The 19,951-nt window shown below is 49.9% G+C and carries 21 protein-coding genes; 19 read left to right on the forward strand and 2 right to left on the reverse strand.

Going from position 1 to position 19,951, the window contains the following annotated elements:
• Nucleotides 1-68: 68 nt before the first annotated feature.
• The 15 genes from EJE48_RS12055 to obgE all read left to right on the forward strand — a co-directional run bounded on the left by EJE48_RS12055 (nt 69) and on the right by obgE (nt 12,342).
• A complete protein-coding gene (locus EJE48_RS12055; protein WP_016407397.1) occupies nt 69-479 on the forward strand; it encodes an FMN-binding protein in 411 nt (136 codons plus the stop codon).
• Between the two features lie 51 nt (nt 480-530).
• Nucleotides 531-893 carry a hypothetical protein gene (locus EJE48_RS12060; protein ID WP_016407396.1) on the forward strand — a complete coding sequence of 121 codons (363 nt, stop codon included), beginning with the start codon at nt 531-533 and terminating at the stop codon, nt 891-893.
• 1 nt (nt 894) lies between these two features.
• Nucleotides 895-1,338, forward strand: coding sequence for a M23 family metallopeptidase (locus tag EJE48_RS12065; RefSeq protein WP_160117379.1), 444 nt, complete (start codon nt 895-897; stop codon nt 1,336-1,338).
• A gap of 344 nt (nt 1,339-1,682) precedes the next feature.
• Entirely contained in the window at nt 1,683-3,128 is a 1,446-nt protein-coding gene (locus tag EJE48_RS12070) for an Rne/Rng family ribonuclease (RefSeq protein ID WP_124984594.1), read from the forward strand.
• 201 nt (nt 3,129-3,329) lie between these two features.
• Nucleotides 3,330-4,853, forward strand: a complete 1,524-nt coding sequence (gene rny, locus EJE48_RS12075; RefSeq protein ID WP_118582109.1) for a ribonuclease Y — start codon at nt 3,330-3,332, stop codon at nt 4,851-4,853.
• Nucleotides 4,854-4,930: 77 nt separating this feature from the next.
• Nucleotides 4,931-5,296, forward strand: a complete 366-nt coding sequence (locus EJE48_RS12080) for a hypothetical protein (RefSeq protein WP_118582106.1) — start codon at nt 4,931-4,933, stop codon at nt 5,294-5,296.
• Nucleotides 5,297-5,412: 116 nt separating this feature from the next.
• A complete protein-coding gene (locus tag EJE48_RS12085; RefSeq protein ID WP_016407391.1) occupies nt 5,413-5,634 on the forward strand; it encodes a hypothetical protein in 222 nt (73 codons plus the stop codon).
• Nucleotides 5,635-5,912: 278 nt separating this feature from the next.
• Nucleotides 5,913-6,566, forward strand: coding sequence for a hypothetical protein (locus EJE48_RS12090; RefSeq protein ID WP_118582103.1), 654 nt, complete (start codon nt 5,913-5,915; stop codon nt 6,564-6,566).
• Nucleotides 6,563-6,778, forward strand: coding sequence for a PF20097 family protein (locus tag EJE48_RS12095; protein WP_118582100.1), 216 nt, complete (start codon nt 6,563-6,565; stop codon nt 6,776-6,778). The genes EJE48_RS12090 and EJE48_RS12095 overlap by 4 nt, the downstream gene beginning before the upstream one ends.
• A 109-nt stretch (nt 6,779-6,887) precedes the next feature.
• The gene (locus EJE48_RS12100; protein WP_160117380.1) at nt 6,888-7,511 is read left to right on the forward strand and encodes a RecX family transcriptional regulator; all 624 of its coding nucleotides are present in this window, start codon (nt 6,888-6,890) and stop codon (nt 7,509-7,511) included.
• Nucleotides 7,512-7,517: 6 nt separating this feature from the next.
• Nucleotides 7,518-9,770 carry a tetratricopeptide repeat protein gene (locus EJE48_RS12105; RefSeq protein ID WP_118582094.1) on the forward strand — a complete coding sequence of 751 codons (2,253 nt, stop codon included), beginning with the start codon at nt 7,518-7,520 and terminating at the stop codon, nt 9,768-9,770.
• Between the two features lie 130 nt (nt 9,771-9,900).
• The gene (rplU, locus tag EJE48_RS12110) at nt 9,901-10,206 is read left to right on the forward strand and encodes a 50S ribosomal protein L21 (protein ID WP_016407385.1); all 306 of its coding nucleotides are present in this window, start codon (nt 9,901-9,903) and stop codon (nt 10,204-10,206) included.
• Between the two features lie 9 nt (nt 10,207-10,215).
• Nucleotides 10,216-10,548: a ribosomal-processing cysteine protease Prp gene (locus EJE48_RS12115; RefSeq protein WP_016407384.1), complete on the forward strand. Its 333-nt coding sequence runs from the start codon at nt 10,216-10,218 to the stop codon at nt 10,546-10,548.
• A gap of 3 nt (nt 10,549-10,551) precedes the next feature.
• On the forward strand, nt 10,552-10,842 hold the full coding sequence (gene rpmA / locus EJE48_RS12120) for a 50S ribosomal protein L27 (protein WP_016407383.1): 291 nt from the start codon (nt 10,552-10,554) through the stop codon (nt 10,840-10,842).
• Nucleotides 10,843-11,064: 222 nt separating this feature from the next.
• Nucleotides 11,065-12,342, forward strand: a complete 1,278-nt coding sequence (gene obgE, locus EJE48_RS12125; protein ID WP_016407382.1) for a GTPase ObgE — start codon at nt 11,065-11,067, stop codon at nt 12,340-12,342.
• 129 nt (nt 12,343-12,471) lie between these two features.
• Here obgE and EJE48_RS12130 read toward each other — a convergent pair whose 3' ends face one another.
• On the reverse strand, nt 12,472-13,131 hold the full coding sequence (locus EJE48_RS12130; protein ID WP_016407381.1) for a YczE/YyaS/YitT family protein: 660 nt from the start codon (nt 13,129-13,131) through the stop codon (nt 12,472-12,474).
• A 26-nt stretch (nt 13,132-13,157) separates the two neighbouring features.
• Nucleotides 13,158-14,264: an FAD-binding protein gene (locus tag EJE48_RS12135; RefSeq protein ID WP_118582091.1), complete on the reverse strand. Its 1,107-nt coding sequence runs from the start codon at nt 14,262-14,264 to the stop codon at nt 13,158-13,160.
• A gap of 200 nt (nt 14,265-14,464) precedes the next feature.
• On the opposite strand from EJE48_RS12135, the gene EJE48_RS12140 reads away from it, so the two are divergent.
• The 4 genes from EJE48_RS12140 to EJE48_RS12155 all read left to right on the forward strand — a co-directional run bounded on the left by EJE48_RS12140 (nt 14,465) and on the right by EJE48_RS12155 (nt 19,869).
• Nucleotides 14,465-15,700 carry a M16 family metallopeptidase gene (locus tag EJE48_RS12140; protein WP_118582088.1) on the forward strand — a complete coding sequence of 412 codons (1,236 nt, stop codon included), beginning with the start codon at nt 14,465-14,467 and terminating at the stop codon, nt 15,698-15,700.
• A complete protein-coding gene (yfmH, locus tag EJE48_RS12145; protein WP_160117381.1) occupies nt 15,690-16,922 on the forward strand; it encodes an EF-P 5-aminopentanol modification-associated protein YfmH in 1,233 nt (410 codons plus the stop codon). The genes EJE48_RS12140 and yfmH overlap by 11 nt, the downstream gene beginning before the upstream one ends.
• Nucleotides 16,923-17,092: 170 nt before the next feature.
• The gene (gene lgt / locus EJE48_RS12150) at nt 17,093-17,959 is read left to right on the forward strand and encodes a prolipoprotein diacylglyceryl transferase (protein WP_118582083.1); all 867 of its coding nucleotides are present in this window, start codon (nt 17,093-17,095) and stop codon (nt 17,957-17,959) included.
• Complete coding sequence (locus tag EJE48_RS12155) at nt 17,956-19,869, forward strand: ABC-F family ATP-binding cassette domain-containing protein (protein ID WP_330548515.1); 1,914 nt, start codon at nt 17,956-17,958, stop codon at nt 19,867-19,869. Before lgt ends, EJE48_RS12155 begins: the two co-directional genes overlap by 4 nt.
• Nucleotides 19,870-19,951 lie beyond the last annotated feature (82 nt).

Genomic DNA, 19,951 nt, shown 5'->3' on the forward strand with positions numbered 1-19,951 from the left:
GGGATGACAGCATAAAGAAGGAAAAAACGGAATATGGTAGGGATAAGAAGGACTGAGGAGGGATTTTCGTGGGGCGCACGAGGTTTATGGTAGTGAAGGCGAAGGAGTTAATCAAAACAGCGGTGTTTGCGGTACTGGGTGTGATTATTCTGGTGGGGTTGATTGCATTTTTTCTGAATATGGGGAAGCATGACGGCGCATATCGGGACGGTACCTATTACGAGGAAATGCAGCTTGGCGAAGAAACGGCGGAGATTGCGGTAACGATTGCGGAGGGGCGCATTGCGGAGGTTTCCATGGAGGAGGCAACAGAGGCGGTGGCGGTGTTTTATCCCCTGCTGGCAGAGGTGACGGAAACGGTCGGGCAGGCGGTGATTGAAAACCAATCGGCAGAGATTGCAGTGGAGAGCGAGAATCCACATTCTGCACAGGCGATTCTGGATGCGGTGGCGGCGTGTCTGGAGCAGGCGGAGAGATAAGCGCAGGTCGAAATCCTGATTTCGACTGAAAGAAAGTAGGGAGGAATACGCATGACGGAGCAGGAAAAACGCCGACGCAGGAGAGAGATGGAGCGGCGGATGCGCGCAAGGCAGAATTTTCGGGGGAGAGAAGGACAGGAGCGAAGCGGCACGCTCGCGTTTCGGACGTATGTGACGGCGGTTTTGGTGGGCGGCTGTCTGCTGATTTCTTTATTTGAGAGCAAAACCTCGGATATGGTCTGCAATAAGCTGAAGGAGACGATTGCTTACCAGATTTCGACGGAGGAAGTGCAGAAATGGAAAAGCAGAGGGGCGGCACTGCGGAAGGGCGTGGAGGAAAGTTTGCCTGTTTTTCGGGAAAAGCAGGAAAGGGATGAAAGGGTCTACCGTCCCGATACGGAAGAATCGCCCTAGTGTGCTGGTGTGGAAGGGACTTGCATGGGAACGGAAAACGGAGGACTGGCTTGCGCCTGTTTCGGGGGTGGTGACCTCGGACTGCGGCAAGCGGGAAAACCCCATTTTACATAAACAGGAGCTGCATGACGGGTTGGATATTGCCGTTCCAGAGGGGACAGAGGTGGTAGCGGTTAAAAGCGGCAGGGTGACGGAGGTGCGTACTTCTGCGACGTATGGCAAGCTGCTGCGATTTGAAACAACGGACGGGTATACGATTTTATATGCACACCTTTCAGAGATATTGGTGAAAAAGGGGGAGAAAATCAAGCAGGGACAGGTGGTGGCAAAATCAGGGAATACGGGGCTTTCCACAGGGCCGCATCTGCATTATGGGATTTATCGGGATGGGAAGCTGCTGAACCCGATGGAGTATTTGCCGGAGAGGGCAACGGAGAAGGTATAGAAATATCATCGGAGGTTGGTGAAGATGAGAAGTTCGCCAGTTTAGAACTTTCACGGCAAAACAAAGGCGTTCTTCCTTACTTTTTATGCTAAAAAGTAACAAAAACCCGGGACCCGTTTCGTAATGGGTCCCGGACCCCCACAGACGAGGAAAGGGACACAAGGTTTCCCTTTCCAAACCCTTCCCCACAGTGCCGGAAACGGCAGGGAGAAAAGCGGCGCAGGCGCGCCTGCATGTTCTAAACTGGCGAATGACTTATTTTCGCTAAGGGTATATTTAAAGAAAGAGGTGCAAAACTTGCTTTTTTCGGGTATGATGGTAGGGAGAAAGGTGAGGGATGCAGCTTGAAACGAGTTTTGATGGATATTTCCGCCGACCTAACGCGGATTGCGTTAGCGGAGGACGGCGAATTAAAGGAATTATATTATGAAAGCAAGCGGGAGGAAAGCCTTGTCGGGAATGTTTACGCGGGGCGTGTGGCAAATGTCATGCCAAATTTGCAGGCGGCGTTTGTAGACATCGGCGCGGAGAAAAACGGCTATTATTATTACGGCAATGCAAGAGCCGTTTCCGATGCGGAGAAAAACAGCGCAAGACCGAAGGTCGGGGATACGTTGCTATTGCAGGTGGAGAAGGATGCAGTCGGCACGAAGGGCGCGGTGCTGACAGGAAAGTTTTCCTTTCCGGGGAAATTTCTGGTGCTTTTGCCGGAGGAGGGCGGCGAAATCGGCATTTCCAGAAAAATTACGGATTCGGCGGAGCGTGCGCGGATTCGGGAAATTCTGACGGAGCTTCTGCCTGCGGACTGCGGCGCGATTGTCCGCACAAACGGGGAGGGCAAAAGCAGAGAGGAATTTGAAAGAGAATGGAAGCAGCTTTGGGCAAAATGCGAAAGGCTGAAAACGGGCGAATTTCTGAAGCCGCCTGCGCTGATTTCACAGGAAAACCATCCCGTCAAGCGTGCCGCAAGGGATTTTTACGGCGCGGATGTGGAGGAATATGTGGTCAATGAGGCGGAAAGCTATCGGGAATTGCTGGAAAGCGGAGACTTTAACGGCGAGGGACAGCCTGCCCTCAGACTGCATACCGATGCAATTCCGCTATTTGAGGCGTATTTTCTGGAGAGCCAGAGCGAGAAGGCACTGGACGAGCATGTCTGGCTGAAAAGCGGCGGTTTTCTGGTGATTGAGGAAACCGAGGCTTGCGTGGTGATTGATGTGAACACAGGGAAGGCAGCAGGCAGAGGGGATTTGCAGAAAACGATTCTGAAAACGAATCTGGAGGCGGCGGAGGAAGCGGCAAAGCAGATGCGCCTTAGAAATCTTTCGGGGATTATCATCATTGATTTTATTGATATGGCAGATACGGCGGCGCAGAAGGAGGTTACACAGCGGCTGAAAAAGGCTGTGGCGAAGGATCGCATTAAGACGGTTGTGGTCGGCATGACAGAGCTGGGGCTGATGCAGGTGACGCGCAAAAAGACCAGACCCTCCCTGAAGCGGCAGATGACAACAAAATGCCGTGCCTGCGACGGCAGCGGCAGACTGCCCTCGATTGAATGGACGGTGACAAGGATGCGCAGAGAGGCGGAAAGCGTTTTTGCACATACGATTTATAACGAGCTGACAGTGCAGGCGGACAAGCGTCTGCTGGCTGCCTTTGCCGGAGGGGACGGTGCATGGAAAACGGCACTGGAGAAAAAAAGCGGCGGCACGATTCTTTTGGAGGAAAGCGAAATGGGCTTTGGGCAATATGCCATGGAGAAGCGGAAGAAAAAAGTAAATGTATGAAAGCGCCGCAAAGGCGTTTTCTTTGTTGCTTTTGCGCTTTGTACACTTTACTGTGCTGAATTGTTTCTTGACACACATGTGAAAAAGTTATAAAATGAAAAAGGTGTATTTTCGCCATTACTTACAGATTATGTAAAACAATTAAAAATTGCACTTTGAAAACTGAATAAGAGGGAGGTGTTTTTCATTAATCCGATAAGTATGATTTGTGCTGTCGTAGGTTTGCTGATTGGCGTTATCATCGGTATTGCATACCGCAAGAAGATTGCGGAGGGCAAGGTTGGCGTTGCGGAGGAAAGAGCCAACAAGATTGTCGAGGATGCAGTAAAGGATGCAGAGGCCAAGAAGAAGGAAATTCTTCTGGAGGCAAAGGAAGAGAGCATTAAGACAAAAAATGAACTGGAAAGAGAGGTTCGTGACAGAAGAAACGAGCTTCAGAAAAATGAAAGACGGCTGTTCCAAAAAGAAGAAACTCTGGACAAGAAGGTAGAGGCTCTGGAAAGAAAAGAGGAGCACATGACCAAAAAGCTGGAGGATTTGGACAGACAGAAGGAAGAAGCAAAGGAACTGAGAGAAAAACAGCTCAGAGAGCTGGAACGAATTTCAGGACTGACCACCGAGGAAGCAAAGAATCACATTCTGGCAATGGTGGAAAACGATGTGAAGCACGAGGCAACCCTGCTCATCAAGGAAACGGAAAGCAAGGCGAAGATGGAGGCGGAAAAACGCTCCAGAGAAATTGTTGCAAATGCAATTCAGCGCTGTGCGGTTGACCATGTGGCAGAAACAACGGTTTCTGTTGTACAGCTGCCCAATGATGAGATGAAGGGACGTATCATCGGCCGTGAGGGCAGAAACATTCGCGCTTTGGAAACACTGACAGGCATTGACCTGATTATTGACGACACGCCGGAGGCAGTCATTCTCTCCGGATTTGACCCTATCAGAAGAGAAATTGCAAGATTGGCACTGGAAAAGCTGATTGTAGATGGGCGTGTACACCCTTCCCGTATCGAGGAAATGGTGGAAAAGGCAAGAAAAGAAGTGGAAACCACAATCCGCGAGGAAGGCGAGTCTGCAACCTTTGACACAGGTGTCAATGGGCTGCATCCCGAACTGGTAAAGCTGCTGGGGAAACTGAAATACCGCACCAGCTATGGACAGAATGTATTAAAGCACTCTATCGAGGTATCCCATCTGGCCGGACTGATGGCGGCAGAGCTGGGGGTAGATGTCGTTCTGGCAAAGCGTGCAGGCTTACTGCATGATATCGGTAAGAGTGTGGATCATGAAATGGAAGGCTCTCATGTCAGCATCGGTGTTGGCTTGCTGAAGCGTTACAAGGAAAACCATACCGTTATCAATGCGGTGGAGGCACATCATGGCGATGTGGAGCCGCAGAGCATTATCGCGGTGCTGGTACAGGCAGCAGATGCCATTTCTGCGGCAAGACCCGGCGCAAGACGCGAAACCTTGGAATCCTACATTAAGAGATTGCAGAAGCTGGAGGAAATTGCGGACAGCTTCAAGGGCGTTGAAAAATCTTTCGCAATTCAGGCAGGGCGTGAGCTGCGAATTATGATAGTACCCGAAGATGTGACGGACGAAGGTATGACACTTCTGGCAAGAGAAATTGCTAAGAAGATTGAAGAGGAATTGGAATACCCCGGTCAGATCAAGGTAAATCTGGTGAGAGAGACCAGAGCCGTGGAATACGCAAAATAATTTTAACACCTGAAACAGAAAGAGCCATTCGGAAACGGATGGTTCTTTTTTGGTATTTTGACGAAGGAGGAAGCAGCATGACGATTGATACCTTTTCTTTCAGATATGCCGATACGGCAGGATTTATGGAATGGTTTCGCTATAATCCGGCGCAGGGGCTTTGGATTGACAGATGTGACGGGGCAATGCAGGCGAAGCGGTGCCGGATGACGGAGGAGGAGCTGGCAGAGCTGGAGGAAATCATCCGCGCGCATAAAATTGACGAATGGAATGATTTCTGCAAGCTGGATTTATGTATGTGCAGCGGCAACAGCTGGACGATTCATGTGACCTACAGGGAAAGCAGGGACGAATATATTCATGCGATGGGACACAGCGAAGCACCTGACGGATTTGCAGAGGGCAAACGTGCGATAGAAGCATTTTTTGAGCGATATCTTTAAAAAGAAGGGGCTGTGGGGCAAAAATGCCCCATGGCTCTTGTATTTTACGGCAGTTTGTGGTATGTTTAAAACAGGAAGAATTGGAAATATCAGGTAATTCGTAAGGAGGGACAAAAATGTACACTGCTTTTTCCCCGGGGACAAAAAATCTATTTCTTGTGCTGTCTGCTGCCTGCTGCATTGTGGCATTTTTTTTGATGGATGCCATGCGGAAGGAACAGAAGCGCAGAAAATGGGTCTGTGGGATATTGCTGTGTATTCTGGTTGCGATCGCTGTGGCAGGGTTTCATGAGGCGAAGCAATCGGCAGGGGTGCTTTCGGCGGCAGGCTGGATATAAGGGAAAGAAAAAATGGCTGTGGGAAGGGATTCCCGCGGCTTTTTTATGTTGGAAAGTTTTTTATGTTGGAAAGGGATTGTCGGGGATTCTGCAAAGGACGGCTTTTTTGTGATGTATACGTTATTTGAGAGAAAGAGGGGGGATTTCTTACGAATTTCTTAATTTTGCGGATGGGAAACGATTTTGCGGCGGGATTTGCTTTACGGAAGGGGGATTTTATTGTATGCTCGAAATAGGAAAAATGCGGCTGTGAAGGGCTACAAAGGAGGGGGATGGCAATGAAGAAGCAAAGGAAATGGGCGGTTGGCATTTTGCTGTGTATTGTTGCGGTGGTTCTTGCAATCTGGGTTGGTGCGGCAAAGGATGAGAAGGACGGAGACAGGGAGAGTCTGTATGAAAATGTAGATTACGGTCTTGGGTTTTGGATGCCGCAGGGCTATACGGAGAATCCGTTTTATATTTCCGACATGGAAACGGTTGGAAATGGGCTGATGGTCGGATTTTTTGCACCGGAGGCGGATATGCAGATTTTCTCCTTCTGGTATCTGGATAAGGCGTATTGGGAAAATGAGGTCAAGGAAAGCTATTCGGGGATGTACCGACAGGTTTATGCGGATGAGGAACGGGTGCTGCTCTGCGTTTTTGTGACGGATGTGCAGTATGATCCGGAGAATCGGGAGAAAAAGAAGGAATATGAAAAATTGCATGACTTGCAGGATGAAATGTGTGACAGCTATTATTTCTTTGAAGTGCCGGAACGGGGCGAGCCTGTGGGCAAGATGCCGCAGTTTGATATTCCGGAAGGGGATGCACATATAACGGTAGCCGTTGCTGTGCATGATGGAAAGGGATATGCTTTGACAAAAGAGGAATATCTTTTTCTGGAAAATGGCGGCGACGTTGAGGAGATGTTAAAGGAGAGAGAAAAATGAAATGTCCGATTTGCGGAGGAGAAATGCAGGAGGGCTTCCTTGGGAGCGGTCGCGAGATTGTATGGACACCGCAGACGGGAAAAATAAAGCCGCCGCGGAACACAAAGGGAGCGGAGCGATTGGAAAGAAATGAGGAGATGCCGTTCTGGTGGATGTATTATTATGTGGATGCAAAACGATGTGAAAAATGCGGATTGATTCTGACAAGATAGATTTGATGAAGGAATCAGCCCCCTTTGCCGACCTGCGGCGAGGGGGTTATTTTATTTTTAAGGAAGATATGCTATAATGATGTATCGAAAAAAGAAAGGAGGCAGTGCCATGCGGATTACAGCCATCACGCAGCAGAAGCGTGACCCAAACAGATACAATATTTTCATTGACGGCGTATATGCCTTTGCACTGCCTATGCAGGATATTCTGTATTTCAAGCTGAAGGAGGGGCAGGAGGCGGCGGAGGAGACGATTGCCTTTATCCACAAAAACCTGATTTACATTAAAGCGCAGGATACGGCCTTGCGTTTCCTTGGCTACAAAATGCGGACGGTGCAGGAGATTCGCCAAAAGCTTCTGGAAAAGGAGTTTGCGGAGGATGTGATTGTGGAAGTCCTTGTCTTTCTGGAAAAATACGGCTATGCGGATGACAGGGAATACTGTCGCAGATATATCAGAGAAAGGCTGCGGCTCAAGCCGAAAAGCGGCTATGCGCTCGGACTGGAGCTGCGGCAGAGGGGCGTTTCCTCCCGTATCATTGAGGAAGTGCTTGCGGAAACGGAGATTGACGAGGCGAGCGATGCCCTGCGGTGGCTGGAGAAAAAAAGCCGCGGACAATGGCCGCCCGAAAACGAAAAAAAGAAAAAACAGCTGTTTGATTTCCTGCTGCGGAAGGGGTATTCCTACGATATCATCAAGGAGGCGTTTCGGCAGATGGAGGAACGGAGGTGAAAGCAAATGGCTTTTTATATCGGAGAAATGAAGAAGGTACGGAACAGCTTTTTTGAGGCCTACAAGGACGGGGACTACAAGAAGGCGATTGTTCTGGGGAATAAGCTATTGCAGATTTATGCGGAAAACGATGACTGCGACTGTATTGAGTATGCGGTGGATATGAGCAATCTGGCGATGGTGTTTGACCGCTTGCAGCTATATCCGCAGGCGGAGAAATATTACAAGCAGGCGGCGGAGCTGAAGAAGCGCTGCGGCGGAGAGAGCCTTTCCTATGCGGACACGCTGAACAATCTTGCGATTGTATATAACCAGACGAGCAGACAGACGGAGGCACTGCGTCTGCACCGAAAGGTGCTGGAGATTCGGGAGGCAAAGCTTGGCAGGGAGCATGCGGATTTTCTGCACAGCCTGTATCATATCGGGAATACATACGAGCTTTTGGGGGAATATGACAAGGCGATCGAATACCATGCGATGGCATTGAGGAACAATACCTTTTCTACGCTGGAGCTGGCGGATGTGCATGGGGCGCTTGCCAGAGCCTATGAGGCGAAGGGGAATTATAAAAAGGCAATCTATTATTACGAGATTTGTCTGGATCTGATTGAGAAGGCGCGCGGCTGTGATACGTTTTATTACATGATGAACGTGCTGACGCTGGCTTCTGTCTGCGAAAAGGCCGGACTATTGGATTTGGCGGTGGAATACTGCGAAAAGGCGGTGGAAATCCGCAGAGAGCTGATGAGCGAGGAGCATCTGGATTTCATCAACAGTCTGAATTCTCTGGCGGCGCTGTGCTGTAAGGACGGGCAATATGACAGAGCGCTGGAGGTGCATCGGGAGGTTCTGGAGATTGTGGAGCGGATGCTGGGGAAGGAGCATATTTTTTATGCGGATGCGCTGAGCAACCTCAGTGTGGATTACGGCGGCAAGAAGGAATTTAAAAAGGCACTTGCGCTGAGCAAAAAGGCTTTGCAGCGGAAGAAGGAGCTTCTGGGCGAGGAAGATCCGCAGATTGCGGCGTGCTACATGGCGATGGGGACGCTGTATGAAAGCATGGGCAAGGCGGAGGAGGCTTTGCAGTGCTACGAGGCTGCGGAGGCACTGCGCAGTGCGATTGCGGACGGAAGGAATACAGCCTATGCGGATACGCTGACGGCAATCGGCAAGCTTTACGAAGGACAGGAGGCATACGACGAGGCGGAGCGCTTTGTCAGAAAGGCACTGGAGGTGCGGAAAAGCTGTGGCGATGAAAAAAGCGGCATGTATCTCTGGTGTTTGCATCTGCTGGCGGAAATCGAGCGGCGGCAGGAGGATTTCGATGCGGCGGTCGGACATTGCCGACAGGCGGCGGAGATTGCGAAGGAACGCTTCGGAGCAGAGCATCCCCGTTATGCAACGGCGTTGGAAAAGCTTGGACTGATAGAGGAAGCGGTGGATCATCTGGAGGAGGCGGAGGAGGCCTTTACCAGAACGGCAGAAATTCGCAAGGAAATGCTGGATGAGGATAATCCGCTGTATCTGGGAACCTTGGAAGCACTGGCGCGTGTATTTGTGAAGCAGGAGGCATACGAAAAGGCAATTGAACTGTATCAGGAAAAGAATGATTTGAATTTTGAGGAAACACCGCAGGAGCAGTTGGCGGCGGCAAATAATCTGCTTGCGATTGCGAACTGCTATCGCCTTTCGGGTGTAGAGGAAAAGGCGGCGGCGTATTTTGCAGAGGCAGAGGCAAAGCAGAAGCGGAGCGGACTGCCAATGGATGAGACCTACGAAAAGCGCAGAGGGCTTTATCTGCGGCAGAAAATGGAGCATGCCATGCCGCCCAAGCCGAAGAAGGGCGGAGATATCCGGAAGGAGCTGGAATATTACAGCGCGTTGGCGCTTTCTATTCGCAACAAGGAGGGCGAGGGGCAGAGCTTTGCCAAGGTGCTGCTGAAAACGGCTGCGCTGCATGCAAAGCTGGGAAATCAGCGGGATACGGAAACGCTGCTTGACCGTGTGCTTTCCATCGGGGCGAAGGAGGGGATATTTACGACCTCCTTCGGCAGACTCTGCGACCGCGTTGGCAGGATTTACGCCGAGGCAGGCAGCAAGAATAAAGCGGAGGCAACGCTGAGACAGGCATACCAGATTCAGACGATGACCGAAAAATGTATGACCGGACAGGGACAGGCACTTCTGCTGCGCCTGTTGCAGGAAAAAGGCGATGAAAAAGCCTATTTTGCAGTAAAAAATGCAGGAAAATTGGAATAATTCAGTTGACAGGGCGGTTTGGGTGTGGTAGTATATTGAAGTATGTTCAGCCGCGTGGAGAGGTTCGAGAAAATCGGAGAAAGGCTCCGATTACCGTATCCAGCGAGTAAAATTGCGAGGAGGTGTCAACATGTACGCAATTATTGAAACCGGTGGTAAGCAGTATAAAGTATCCGAAGGTGATATCATCACAGTGGAAAAGCTGGCAGTAGAAGCAGGCTCCGAATACAAATTCGATAAGGTTCTGGTTCTGGCAAAGGAAGGCGATATCAAAGTAGGTGCTCCTTACGTGGAAGGTGCCGCTGTTACAGCATCCGTAATCGGTGACGGCAAGGAAAAGAAGGTTGTAGTTTACAAATACAAACCTAAAAAAGGTTTCCACAAAAAAAGAGGCCACAGACAGCCTTTCACAAAGCTGCAGATCAAATCCCTGTAATTTTCAGCTATGATTAAAGCAAGGATTTATCGCAAAAATCAAAAAATCTGCGGATTTGAGATTTCCGGTCACGCAGGTTATGCACAGGCAGGCGAGGATATCGTTTGTTCTGCGGTAACAGTGCTTTGTTTTAACACAGTCAACGCTGTGGAGAAATTCACTGACATCCCATTCAAGGCGGATGTGGATGAAAAACGCGGCGGTTATCTCAAAGTCTTGTTTCCCCTTGAGGGAATGGAGGACCATGATACACAGCTTCTTCTGAAAACGCTGGTCATGGGGCTTTCCGATATAGCATTAGAATACAAAAACTATCTCACTTTGATACATGAGGAGGTGTGAAGTATGTTCAGATTGAACCTTCAGTTCTTCGCGCACCATAAAGGCGGCGGTTCCACAAAGAACGGTCGTGATTCCAACGCGAAAAGACTTGGTGCAAAACGTGCAGACGGTCAGTATGTACTGGCTGGCAATATCTTATACACACAGAGAGGCACAAAGATCCATCCCGGCGTAAACGTTGGCAAGGGCGGTAACGATACACTGTTCGCTCTGGTTGATGGTCGTGTAAAATATGAAAGAAAGGGCAGAGACAAAAAACAGGTTTCTGTTTACCCTGTCGAAATCGCTGAATAAGATTTGCGAAGGCTTCAAATGATAATACCATTTCATTTGGAGCCTTTTTTCAATCAGAGAAAGCAGAAAGAAGACTTGACAGGTCTAACGGATGCAGAGCTGTGAAGTCTTCTTTTATAGGAAATATCAAAAGGATATTGTTGATTTTAAAGAAAAATGTTCCAACCCCGCCGCAAAGAAGGTTTGCGGCAAAGCCCCAAGGAAGGAAAGGAGAATTGGAAAATGTTTGTAGATAGAGTCAAGATTCATGTAAAGGGCGGCGACGGCGGCGACGGTAAGGTTTCCTTTTACAGAGCAAAATACATTACGCACGGCGGCCCCGATGGCGGCGATGGCGGCAAGGGCGGCAATGTGGTTTTTGTCGGCGAAAGCGGCATGAGCACACTGATGGATTTCCGCTATAAGAGAAAATTTGTGGCAACGCCCGGCGAACCCGGCGGCAAGCGCAACTGCTTCGGCAAGGACGGCGAGGATATCATCATTAAGGTGCCTGTCGGTACGGTAATCCGTGAGGCGGAAAGCGGCAAGGTAATGGCGGATATTACAACGGCAGGAGAGGAAAAAATCCTCATCCACGGCGGCAAGGGAGGCAAGGGCAATCAGCACTTTGCAACCCCCACCAGACAGGCCCCCAGATATGCAGAGCCGGGCAGAAAATCCAAGGAATATGATGTCATTCTGGAATTAAAGCTGATTGCGGACGTTGGTCTGATTGGTTTCCCGAATGTTGGGAAATCCACACTGCTTTCCATGGTAACAAACGCAAACCCCAAGATTGCAAACTACCACTTTACTACACTGGCACCCAACCTTGGTGTTGTGGAAGGACGCTTTGGGGACAAATTCGTGATGGCGGATATTCCAGGTCTGGTGGAAGGTGCGAGCGAGGGCGTTGGCTTGGGACATGAATTCCTGCGCCATGTGGAACGCACGAAGGTATTCATTCATGTGGTGGATGCGGCAGGCGTAGAAGGGGATGACCCTGTGGAGAATGTGGAAAAAATCAACCGCGAGCTGGCAGAATATAAGGAGGATTTGCTGAAGCGTCCGCAGGTGATTGCGGCAAATAAGACGGATATCCCAGGTTCGGAGGAGAATGTGGCACGGCTGAAGGAGACTTATGAGCCACAGGGCTTCAAGGTGTTCCCGATTTCTGCGGCAACGAATAAGGGGCTGGATGAGCTTCTGACAGAGGTTGGCAGAATCCTGAGAGAATATCCTGAGGATATTGTATTCGAGGAGGAATACGAAGAATATGATGAAGTGAAGGTCGATCAGGAGCCCTTTACCATCGAGGAGGTCGAGGATGGCTATTTCGTGGTTACAGGTGTCGGCGTAGAAAAAATGATTGGCTATACCAATATTGATACCGAAAAGGGCTTTGCCTTCTTCCAGAAATATTTGAAGGAAAAGGGCATTATCGAGGCCTTGGAGGAAAAGGGTATCGAAGAAGGCGATACGGTTCATATTTACGATTTGGACTTTGAATTCTGGAAGTAATGAAGGATGTCGGTGCATCCAAATCAGAAAGCAAAAAAAGCAAGAAATTCTGAAAAATCGGAATTTCTTGCTTTTTTATATGAGAACGATTTGTTTTCTGATTTGGCAGGCTGCCTTTGACAGCCTTTTTTAATGCGATAACAGCAGCTTTGTTGCTTCCAGAAGATTCAGATGCTTGACATTTCTTGGCTCAAAGTGCATGATGCGGCAAACGATTTGCAGAGCCGTTCCCGCAACAAAAACGGAAATGACGGTGCCGATGCCGATAGGGCCATCCAAGACCCAGCCAATCAGCAAAACTACACCGACGATGACGGACTGCACCAGACCGACGGGATGATTTGGGAACCGCTTGCCCAAGGCGATTGTCAGAGAATCGCGCGGGCCGCAGCTTTGCCCGGCAGACATATAAAAATACTGCCCGAAGCCCATCACGAACAGCCCGACAATAACAAGAATAATGCTCAGACAGAGATTGCGGCTGACGGGAATGGGATGGAAATACGAAATCCAATCGACATAATTGCCGACTAAGAGGGCATCCAAAATTGTGCCGAAGCCGATTTTTTCCTTCAAAAGCAGGTCAATCCCCAGAATAATGATACCGCTGACGGTATGAACAAAGCCGAAGCTCAGCCCGACCTTGCCGGAAATTGCCATGGAAAGACATTCCCATGGGGCAATGCCGATATTTGCCTGCACGGTCAGATAGACACCGCAGGAATAGAGAAACAGCCCGAAGGCAGATTTTAGAATTGCTTTTATCATTTGCAGGGATTTGTTTTGCATTGAGGTCTCCTTGTATTTATGGACGCTTATTTTTTTGCGAAAAACGGAGGATTCGCAAGGGTTTCTGTGATTTTTATGCTTTGGATACCGCTTTTCATCACCAGCTTCCGCAGGAAGGAACGATAGAGGAAGGGACTTTTCAGCACCTTCGTGAATAATTTCAAGCGCAGAGGCAGGGTTTTCTGCCAATAGCGTTCATTCGGATTGCTGCGGGGGTGGTTCAGCACGCCGCTGAGTGTTTTTGCACTGCCGATGGCGGAGCTGATGCCCTCCAAGGAGCTTGCGCTGATAAAGCCGGCAGCTTCACCGATGAGGAAAATTCCCTTTTCTCCCTTGCAGAAATCGCGGAAGGACGCAGGACGCAGCACCAGACATGCCTCTGTTTTCAAGGGCGCGCCGAAACGAAACCCGATTTCCTCCAGCTTTGCCTTTTGCCGTTCAAAGCGTTCTCTGGCATGATCCAAAGGAAAGGCACCGCCGAAAATAAACTGATGATCCTTGGAAATCGACCATGAACAGCAATCTGTTGTTTCCGGGTCAAAAATGCAGGAATAAAACGGGTTCCGGTGTGTTTCGGGGAACCACTGCTGTATGGAAAGATACCGGCGCAGCTTCTTTTCGGGATAGAACGTTCTTCTGACGATGGAATTTGCGCCGTCCGCCCCGACGAGAAATTTCGCTCGAACGGTGCGGATTTGCTTTGTTTCCAAATCCTGATAGGAAATGAGAAAGCCGCCGTTTTCCCGTTTCAGCTCTGTGCAGACAGCATTGCTGTGCAGCTCGACCGTTTTCGGCAGGAGAGATTCCAGCCAAAGGTCGAATTTATGGCGATCCATATTGATATAGAATCGCTGGTAATGGCGAATCAGCTTATTTTTTAAATCAATCGTCTTTACGGCGAAAATCTGCGGATCGACCAGAACATCCTTTGGCAGGGTAAGGTCGAAGCTTGCCAGTGCCTTCTGTGCATCTGTGCAGATGAGACCGCCGCAGGGCTTCTGAAAGCCGTCTCCATGGGGGGTCTTTTTATCAATCGCGATGATGTTATACTTTGGGTACAGGAGCCGCGCGAGCGTTGCGCCGGCAGGCCCTGTGCCGATGATGGCGATATCATACAAATCCTTTGCTTTCATACAAACACTCCCTTTCAAGAGAAGTGTAGCACAAAAGGGCTTCGGAAAACGAAATGTCTGAAAACCTTAGGGCATTTGTAAGAAAATCTTAAGGATTTAGAATTTGTAGATAAGTATAACATGAAGGTGGTGTGGATGCAACCATACATACTTTTCTTTTCCGGAGAAAGAATAGGATAAAAAGAAAAAGAGGTGGCAGGATGGTTGCGATGAAAAAATGCGAGCCGAAATATGAACCGAGGTGCAGGATTTTCTTTGCAGAGGGGCAGAAATTTCGGACAAATCTGTTGGTTTTATTTTTTGATTTGTCGCTAAAACGGGAAACGGCAACGAAAACAGCCCTTCTGGCAGAGGTGCTGCGGCAGGGGGAAAACCCTACAGGGGCTGCAAGGCAGGCAGAGCTGCTTTTTGGGGCGCATTGGGATATCAGCGTGGTGAAAAAGGGGGGACGGCAGCTGCTGCTGTTTTCCTTGGAGACACTGAAAAATGTGGAAACAGAGGAAATGCTTGCGTTTTTGCGAGAGAGGCTGTTTGCGCCGTTGCAGAACGGCTTTACGGAGAAAACCGTGGAGCGGCAGAAGAAAATTCTGCGACAGAAATTGGAAAACCAAAGGGATGATAAAAAGGCATTTGCACGCAGACGAGCCATGGAGGAAACCGCAAAGGGAACAGCACTTGCGATTTCGGGGGACGGCTATGCGGAGGATTTGGAGGAAATCAGTGCAGAGGGGCTGCTTGCATTTTATCGGGAGCTTCTGGAAACGGCAAAAGTAAAGGTCTTTTTCTGCGGCGAAAAGGATGAAGCCTTGCTTTCTCTGCGGCAGAATTTTAAGGGGAAGGCGGCAGCGGAGGAAGAAGCTGCACCGATTTTAAAGGAAAAGCCGCATTTTTTGAGGGAAGAAACAGATGCGGCACAGGCAAGGCTTCTGCTCGGCTTTCTGGGGGATGTGGAAAACAGCACCAGAGAGACGGCACTGCTGCTGCTGAATCAGCTTCTGGGCGGCGACCCGGATTCGTTTTTGTTCCGGAAGCTGCGGGAGGAGGAGGGGCTTTGCTATGAAATCAAATCGTACCGATATCCGCTTTCGCCGTATTTTTTTGTGCAGGCAGGGATTCGGGCAGAGGATGCCAAGCGCGTTTGTGCGGAGCTGCTTTCCTGCTTAGAGGAATGGAAGAAAAACGGCATTTCCGAGGAAAGGCTTGACCATGCAAAGGAAAGCCTGATACGGGAATATACCGCATTGGCGGACAGCCCATGGGGGATGGTGGATTTCCTGACAGAGCAGGCATTGCAGGGCAAGGAGCTTACCACGGAGCGGCTTTTGCGGCAGATAGAAAGAACAGAGGCGGCGGATGTTGTGCGTGCGGCAAAGCATTTCAGATTACAGACGGTGTATCTTTTGCAGGGAAAGGAGCGGACGCAGGATGCGGATTGAAAAAACGGAGCAGGGCAAAACGAAAAACGGTCTGCGGTATTATCTCTTTCCCCGAACGGGGTTTGGGGAGCAGATAGCGGCGGTGCTGGTGCAGAGAGGGGCGAATCACCTGTTTTGGAAGGGAAGGGATGGCGAGAAAATCTGCTTTCCGCAGGGAACGGCGCATTTTATCGAGCATAAGCTGTTTCAGCAGGAATGGGGCGATGCCTTTGCGCGCTTTACGCAAAATGGCGCATCTGCCAATGCCTTTACCGATGGCGACCGGACGGTTTATTATTTTACCTGTTCGGATAAATTTACGGAAAATTTAAGGCTTTTGCTGGATTTTGTGCAGAAGCCGTATTTTACGAAGGAGGACACGGAACGGGAAAGGGATATCATCGTGAGCGAGATTACGATGTATGAGGATGACCCGATGTGGGTGGGGCATTATCAGATGCTGGAATGTATGTATGGAAAGCACCCCATCCGCAACCGCATTGCGGGAACGGCGGAAACGGTGGCGGAAATCACAGAGGAAACCTTGCAGAGGGCGTACGCATGCTATTACACAACGGACGAAATGGCACTGGTCTGTGCAGGGGATATCCCTTTGGGCGAGGTGCGGCGGATGGCAGAGCATGTTGCGAGACGGGAAACGGCTGCACGCGTGTATTTTCCGACAGAGGATGCAGAGATTGCGGAGAAATATCGCGCGTGTGAAATGAGACTTTCTGTGCCGCAGTTTCAGATTGGATGCAAGCTGCCGCCGCTTCCGAAGCAGGATTGGCTGAAAAAACGGATGGCGGCAGGGTTCTGCATGGAGCTTCTGGCGGGGGAGAGCAGTGTGTTTTTCCAAAAGGCGTATGAATGGGACTGGCTGGATGAGGCACTTGGTTCTGCCTTTTTCTGCGGCGAGGGGTATGCCTTTGCGGCATTTTCGGGCAGCGGGACGCATCCGGAGGAAACAGCGGATTTTCTGGGAAGGGAGCTGGAGCGTCTGCAACGGGAAGGCTTTTCGCAGGAGGACTTTCAGCGTATCCGCAAAAAGCATTTGGGGCAGCTCCTGCGGCAGCTGGATACACCGCAGAAGCTCTGCTTTGGACAGCTTGCGTGGGCGCGGATGGATGCAACGGCAATCGACCTTTTGACCTGCATCAAGACCATGCGGCAGGAGGAAGCGGAAAAAATGCTGAAGGAAGACTTTTCAAAAGAAAATATGGTGCTTTCGGTTGTGAGATAAAAAGGATGCCCTCTATACGTTTATCGGGAGGGCATTTTTTTATTGTGCCGCAAAGGTGAATTTTTCGGCAGGGAAAACAGAAAGGTTGATTCTAAGAGGTGGTTGTTATAAAATAATATTGGTATGCCGAAAAATCGGCAGAAAAAATCAAAGAGAAAAGAGGGATTTTTATGCCTGAAATATGGTTTCCCAATCTGGGAATTGAGATTGCACACCTAGACCGTGTGGCGTTTACGGTATTCGGAAGGAACGTCTACTGGTACGGTATTTTTATCGGGCTGGCGGTGGTTCTGGGGGTGCTGATGGCAATGAAGGAGGCAAAGCGGACGGGACAGTCCCCTGATATGTACGTTGATTTTATCATCTATGCGCTGATTTTTGCCATTATCGGGGCAAGGCTGTATTATGTTATTTTTTCGTGGGATTTTTACAGCGCGCATCCCGAAAAGATATTTGCCCTCAGAGAGGGAGGTCTTGCCATTTACGGCGGCATCATCGGCGGCGTGTTGACGGCAATCGTCTATTGCAAAAGGAAAGGGGTCAATTTCTGGCTGTTGGCGGATACGATTGCACCCTGCCTTGCGTTTGGGCAGATGCTGGGACGTTGGGGGAATTTCTTCAACAGAGAAGCGTTTGGCGGCTTTACGAATGGTCTGCTTGCGATGCGCTTGCAGGTGAGTCAGGTGCGGACGAGCGATATTTCCGCAGAGGTGATGCAACATATTGTCAATTATGGCGGCGTGGATTATATTCAGGTGCATCCGACCTTTTTATATGAATCGCTTTGGAATCTTTGCTTATTCTTGCTTTTGATAAAATTCCGCCCGAAAAAGAAATTTGACGGGCAGGTGCTTGGCTTATATTTTCTGGGCTATGCGCTTGGGAGAGTCTGGATTGAGGGGCTGCGGACAGACCAGCTGATGTTTGGCCCCTTTGCGGTGAGCCAGCTGCTTTCGGGTGGTTTGATTATCTGCGCGGCAGTATTTTTAATCCGGAAGGGCAAGCAGGAAAAGGCGAAGAAGGAATCAGAAAGTTGAGTGAAAATATGGTTTTATTGACAGCAGAAAATATCAGAAAAAGCTACGGTACGCGCGTCATTTTCGATGATATTTCCTTCAGCATCCATGAAGGGGATAAAATCGGGGTTATCGGCGTGAATGGGACGGGGAAATCTACCCTATTGAAGATTATTGCAGGGGTGGATCAGGCGGACAGCGGCTCGATTGTTACCATGAATGGGATGCGTATCGGCTATCTTTCCCAAAGCCCCGTTTTTGTGGATGGCACAACGGTGCTGCAGCAGGTGTTCCGCGGAGAAAATCCGCAGCTTGCTCTGGTGCGGGAATATGAGGAAACGATGGCGGCACTTGCAAAAACGCCTGAGGAGGAAAGGCTTGTGAAGCGGGCGGCGGAGCTTGCGGAAAAAATGGATAAGGCAGAGGCATGGTCTTTGGAGAGCGAGGCGAAAACGATTCTTACCAAGCTTGGCATTTCTGATTTCGGGCAGACGGTGGAAACGCTTTCGGGCGGACAGAAAAAGCGCGTGGCATTGGCGGCGGCACTGATTGCACCTGTGGATTTGCTGATTCTGGACGAGCCGACAAACCATATTGATAATGATACGGTGGATTGGCTGGAAAAGCATTTGGAGAAATATTCCAAGGCGCTGCTGATGGTGACGCATGACAGATATTTCCTTGACCGTGTGGCAAACCGTACACTGGAGCTGGAGCAGAGCAAGCTGTATTCCTATCAGGCGAACTATTCCAAGTTTCTGGAAATGAAGGCAGAGCGCGAGGAGCTGATTGCCGCAGGGGAACGCAAGCGGCAGAATTTTCTGCGGACGGAGCTGGAATGGGTGCGCCGCGGCGCACAGGCGAGAAGCACCAAGCAGAAGGCAAGATTGCAGCGCTTTGAGGAGGTTTCCGCAATCCGTGCGCCGGAGGAAAAGCAGAGCGTGGAGCTTTCCTCTGTCGGCAGCCGTCTGGGGAAAAAGACGATTGCGCTGAGAAACATCTGCAAGGCGTATGACGGGAAAACGTACATCAAGGATTTCAGCTACATCATTCTCCGAGATGACCGCGTGGGTATCATCGGGGATAACGGCTGCGGCAAATCTACACTGCTGAACATTATGACCGGAAGGCTGAAGCCTGACAGCGGTGAGGTGGAGATAGGTGAAACGGTGAAAATCGGCGTATTCGCGCAGGAAAACGTGGATATGGACGAGAAACAGCGTGTGATTGATTACATTCGTGATGAGGCGGAAATTATCCGCACGGCGGATGGACATATCACCGCATCCCAGATGCTTGACCGCTTTCTTTTCCCACCTTCTATGCAGAGAGGCCCGATTTCTGTGCTTTCGGGTGGGGAAAGAAGAAGGCTGTACCTTTGCCGCGTGCTGATGGGCGCGCCGAATATCCTCTTTCTGGATGAACCGACGAACGATCTGGATATTGAAACGCTGATGATTCTGGAGGAATATCTGGAGCATTTCAACGGGGCGGTGGTTGCGGTTTCGCATGACAGATATTTCCTGGATAAAACGATGGGACGGATTTTTGCTTTCCTTGGCAACGGCAGAATTAAGCAATATGAGGGCGGCTATTCCGACTGCAAGGCGGCAAGAGAAAAGGAAGCACCTGTTTTCACTGAAAAGGCAGTTAAGGTGAAAAGGGAGGAACCGCAGAAGGAAAAGGCTCCCATCAAGAAAATGAGCTATAAGGACCAACGGGAATATGATACCATTGGGGACGAAATTGCTGCGTTGGAGGAAAAAATTGCAAAGGCGGATGCGGATATGGCAGCCTGTGCGACAGATTTCACCCATTTACAGGAGCTTTCTGCTGAAAAAGAAGCACTGGAGGCGAAGCTTGAGGAACGGATGGAGCGTTGGATGGAGCTGAGCGAGCTGGCGGAGGAAATTGAGAGAAATAAAGCGTAAAAACAGGGTGTCGACTTTGCCGACACCCTTAAAATATTTATTTTTTCGTTTCTTATAGAAGGTCTTCAGCGGTTGCGGAAGA

This window comes from Anaerotignum faecicola, from assembly GCF_003865035.1.
GTDB classification, from domain to species: domain Bacteria; phylum Bacillota; class Clostridia; order Lachnospirales; family Anaerotignaceae; genus Anaerotignum_A; species Anaerotignum_A faecicola.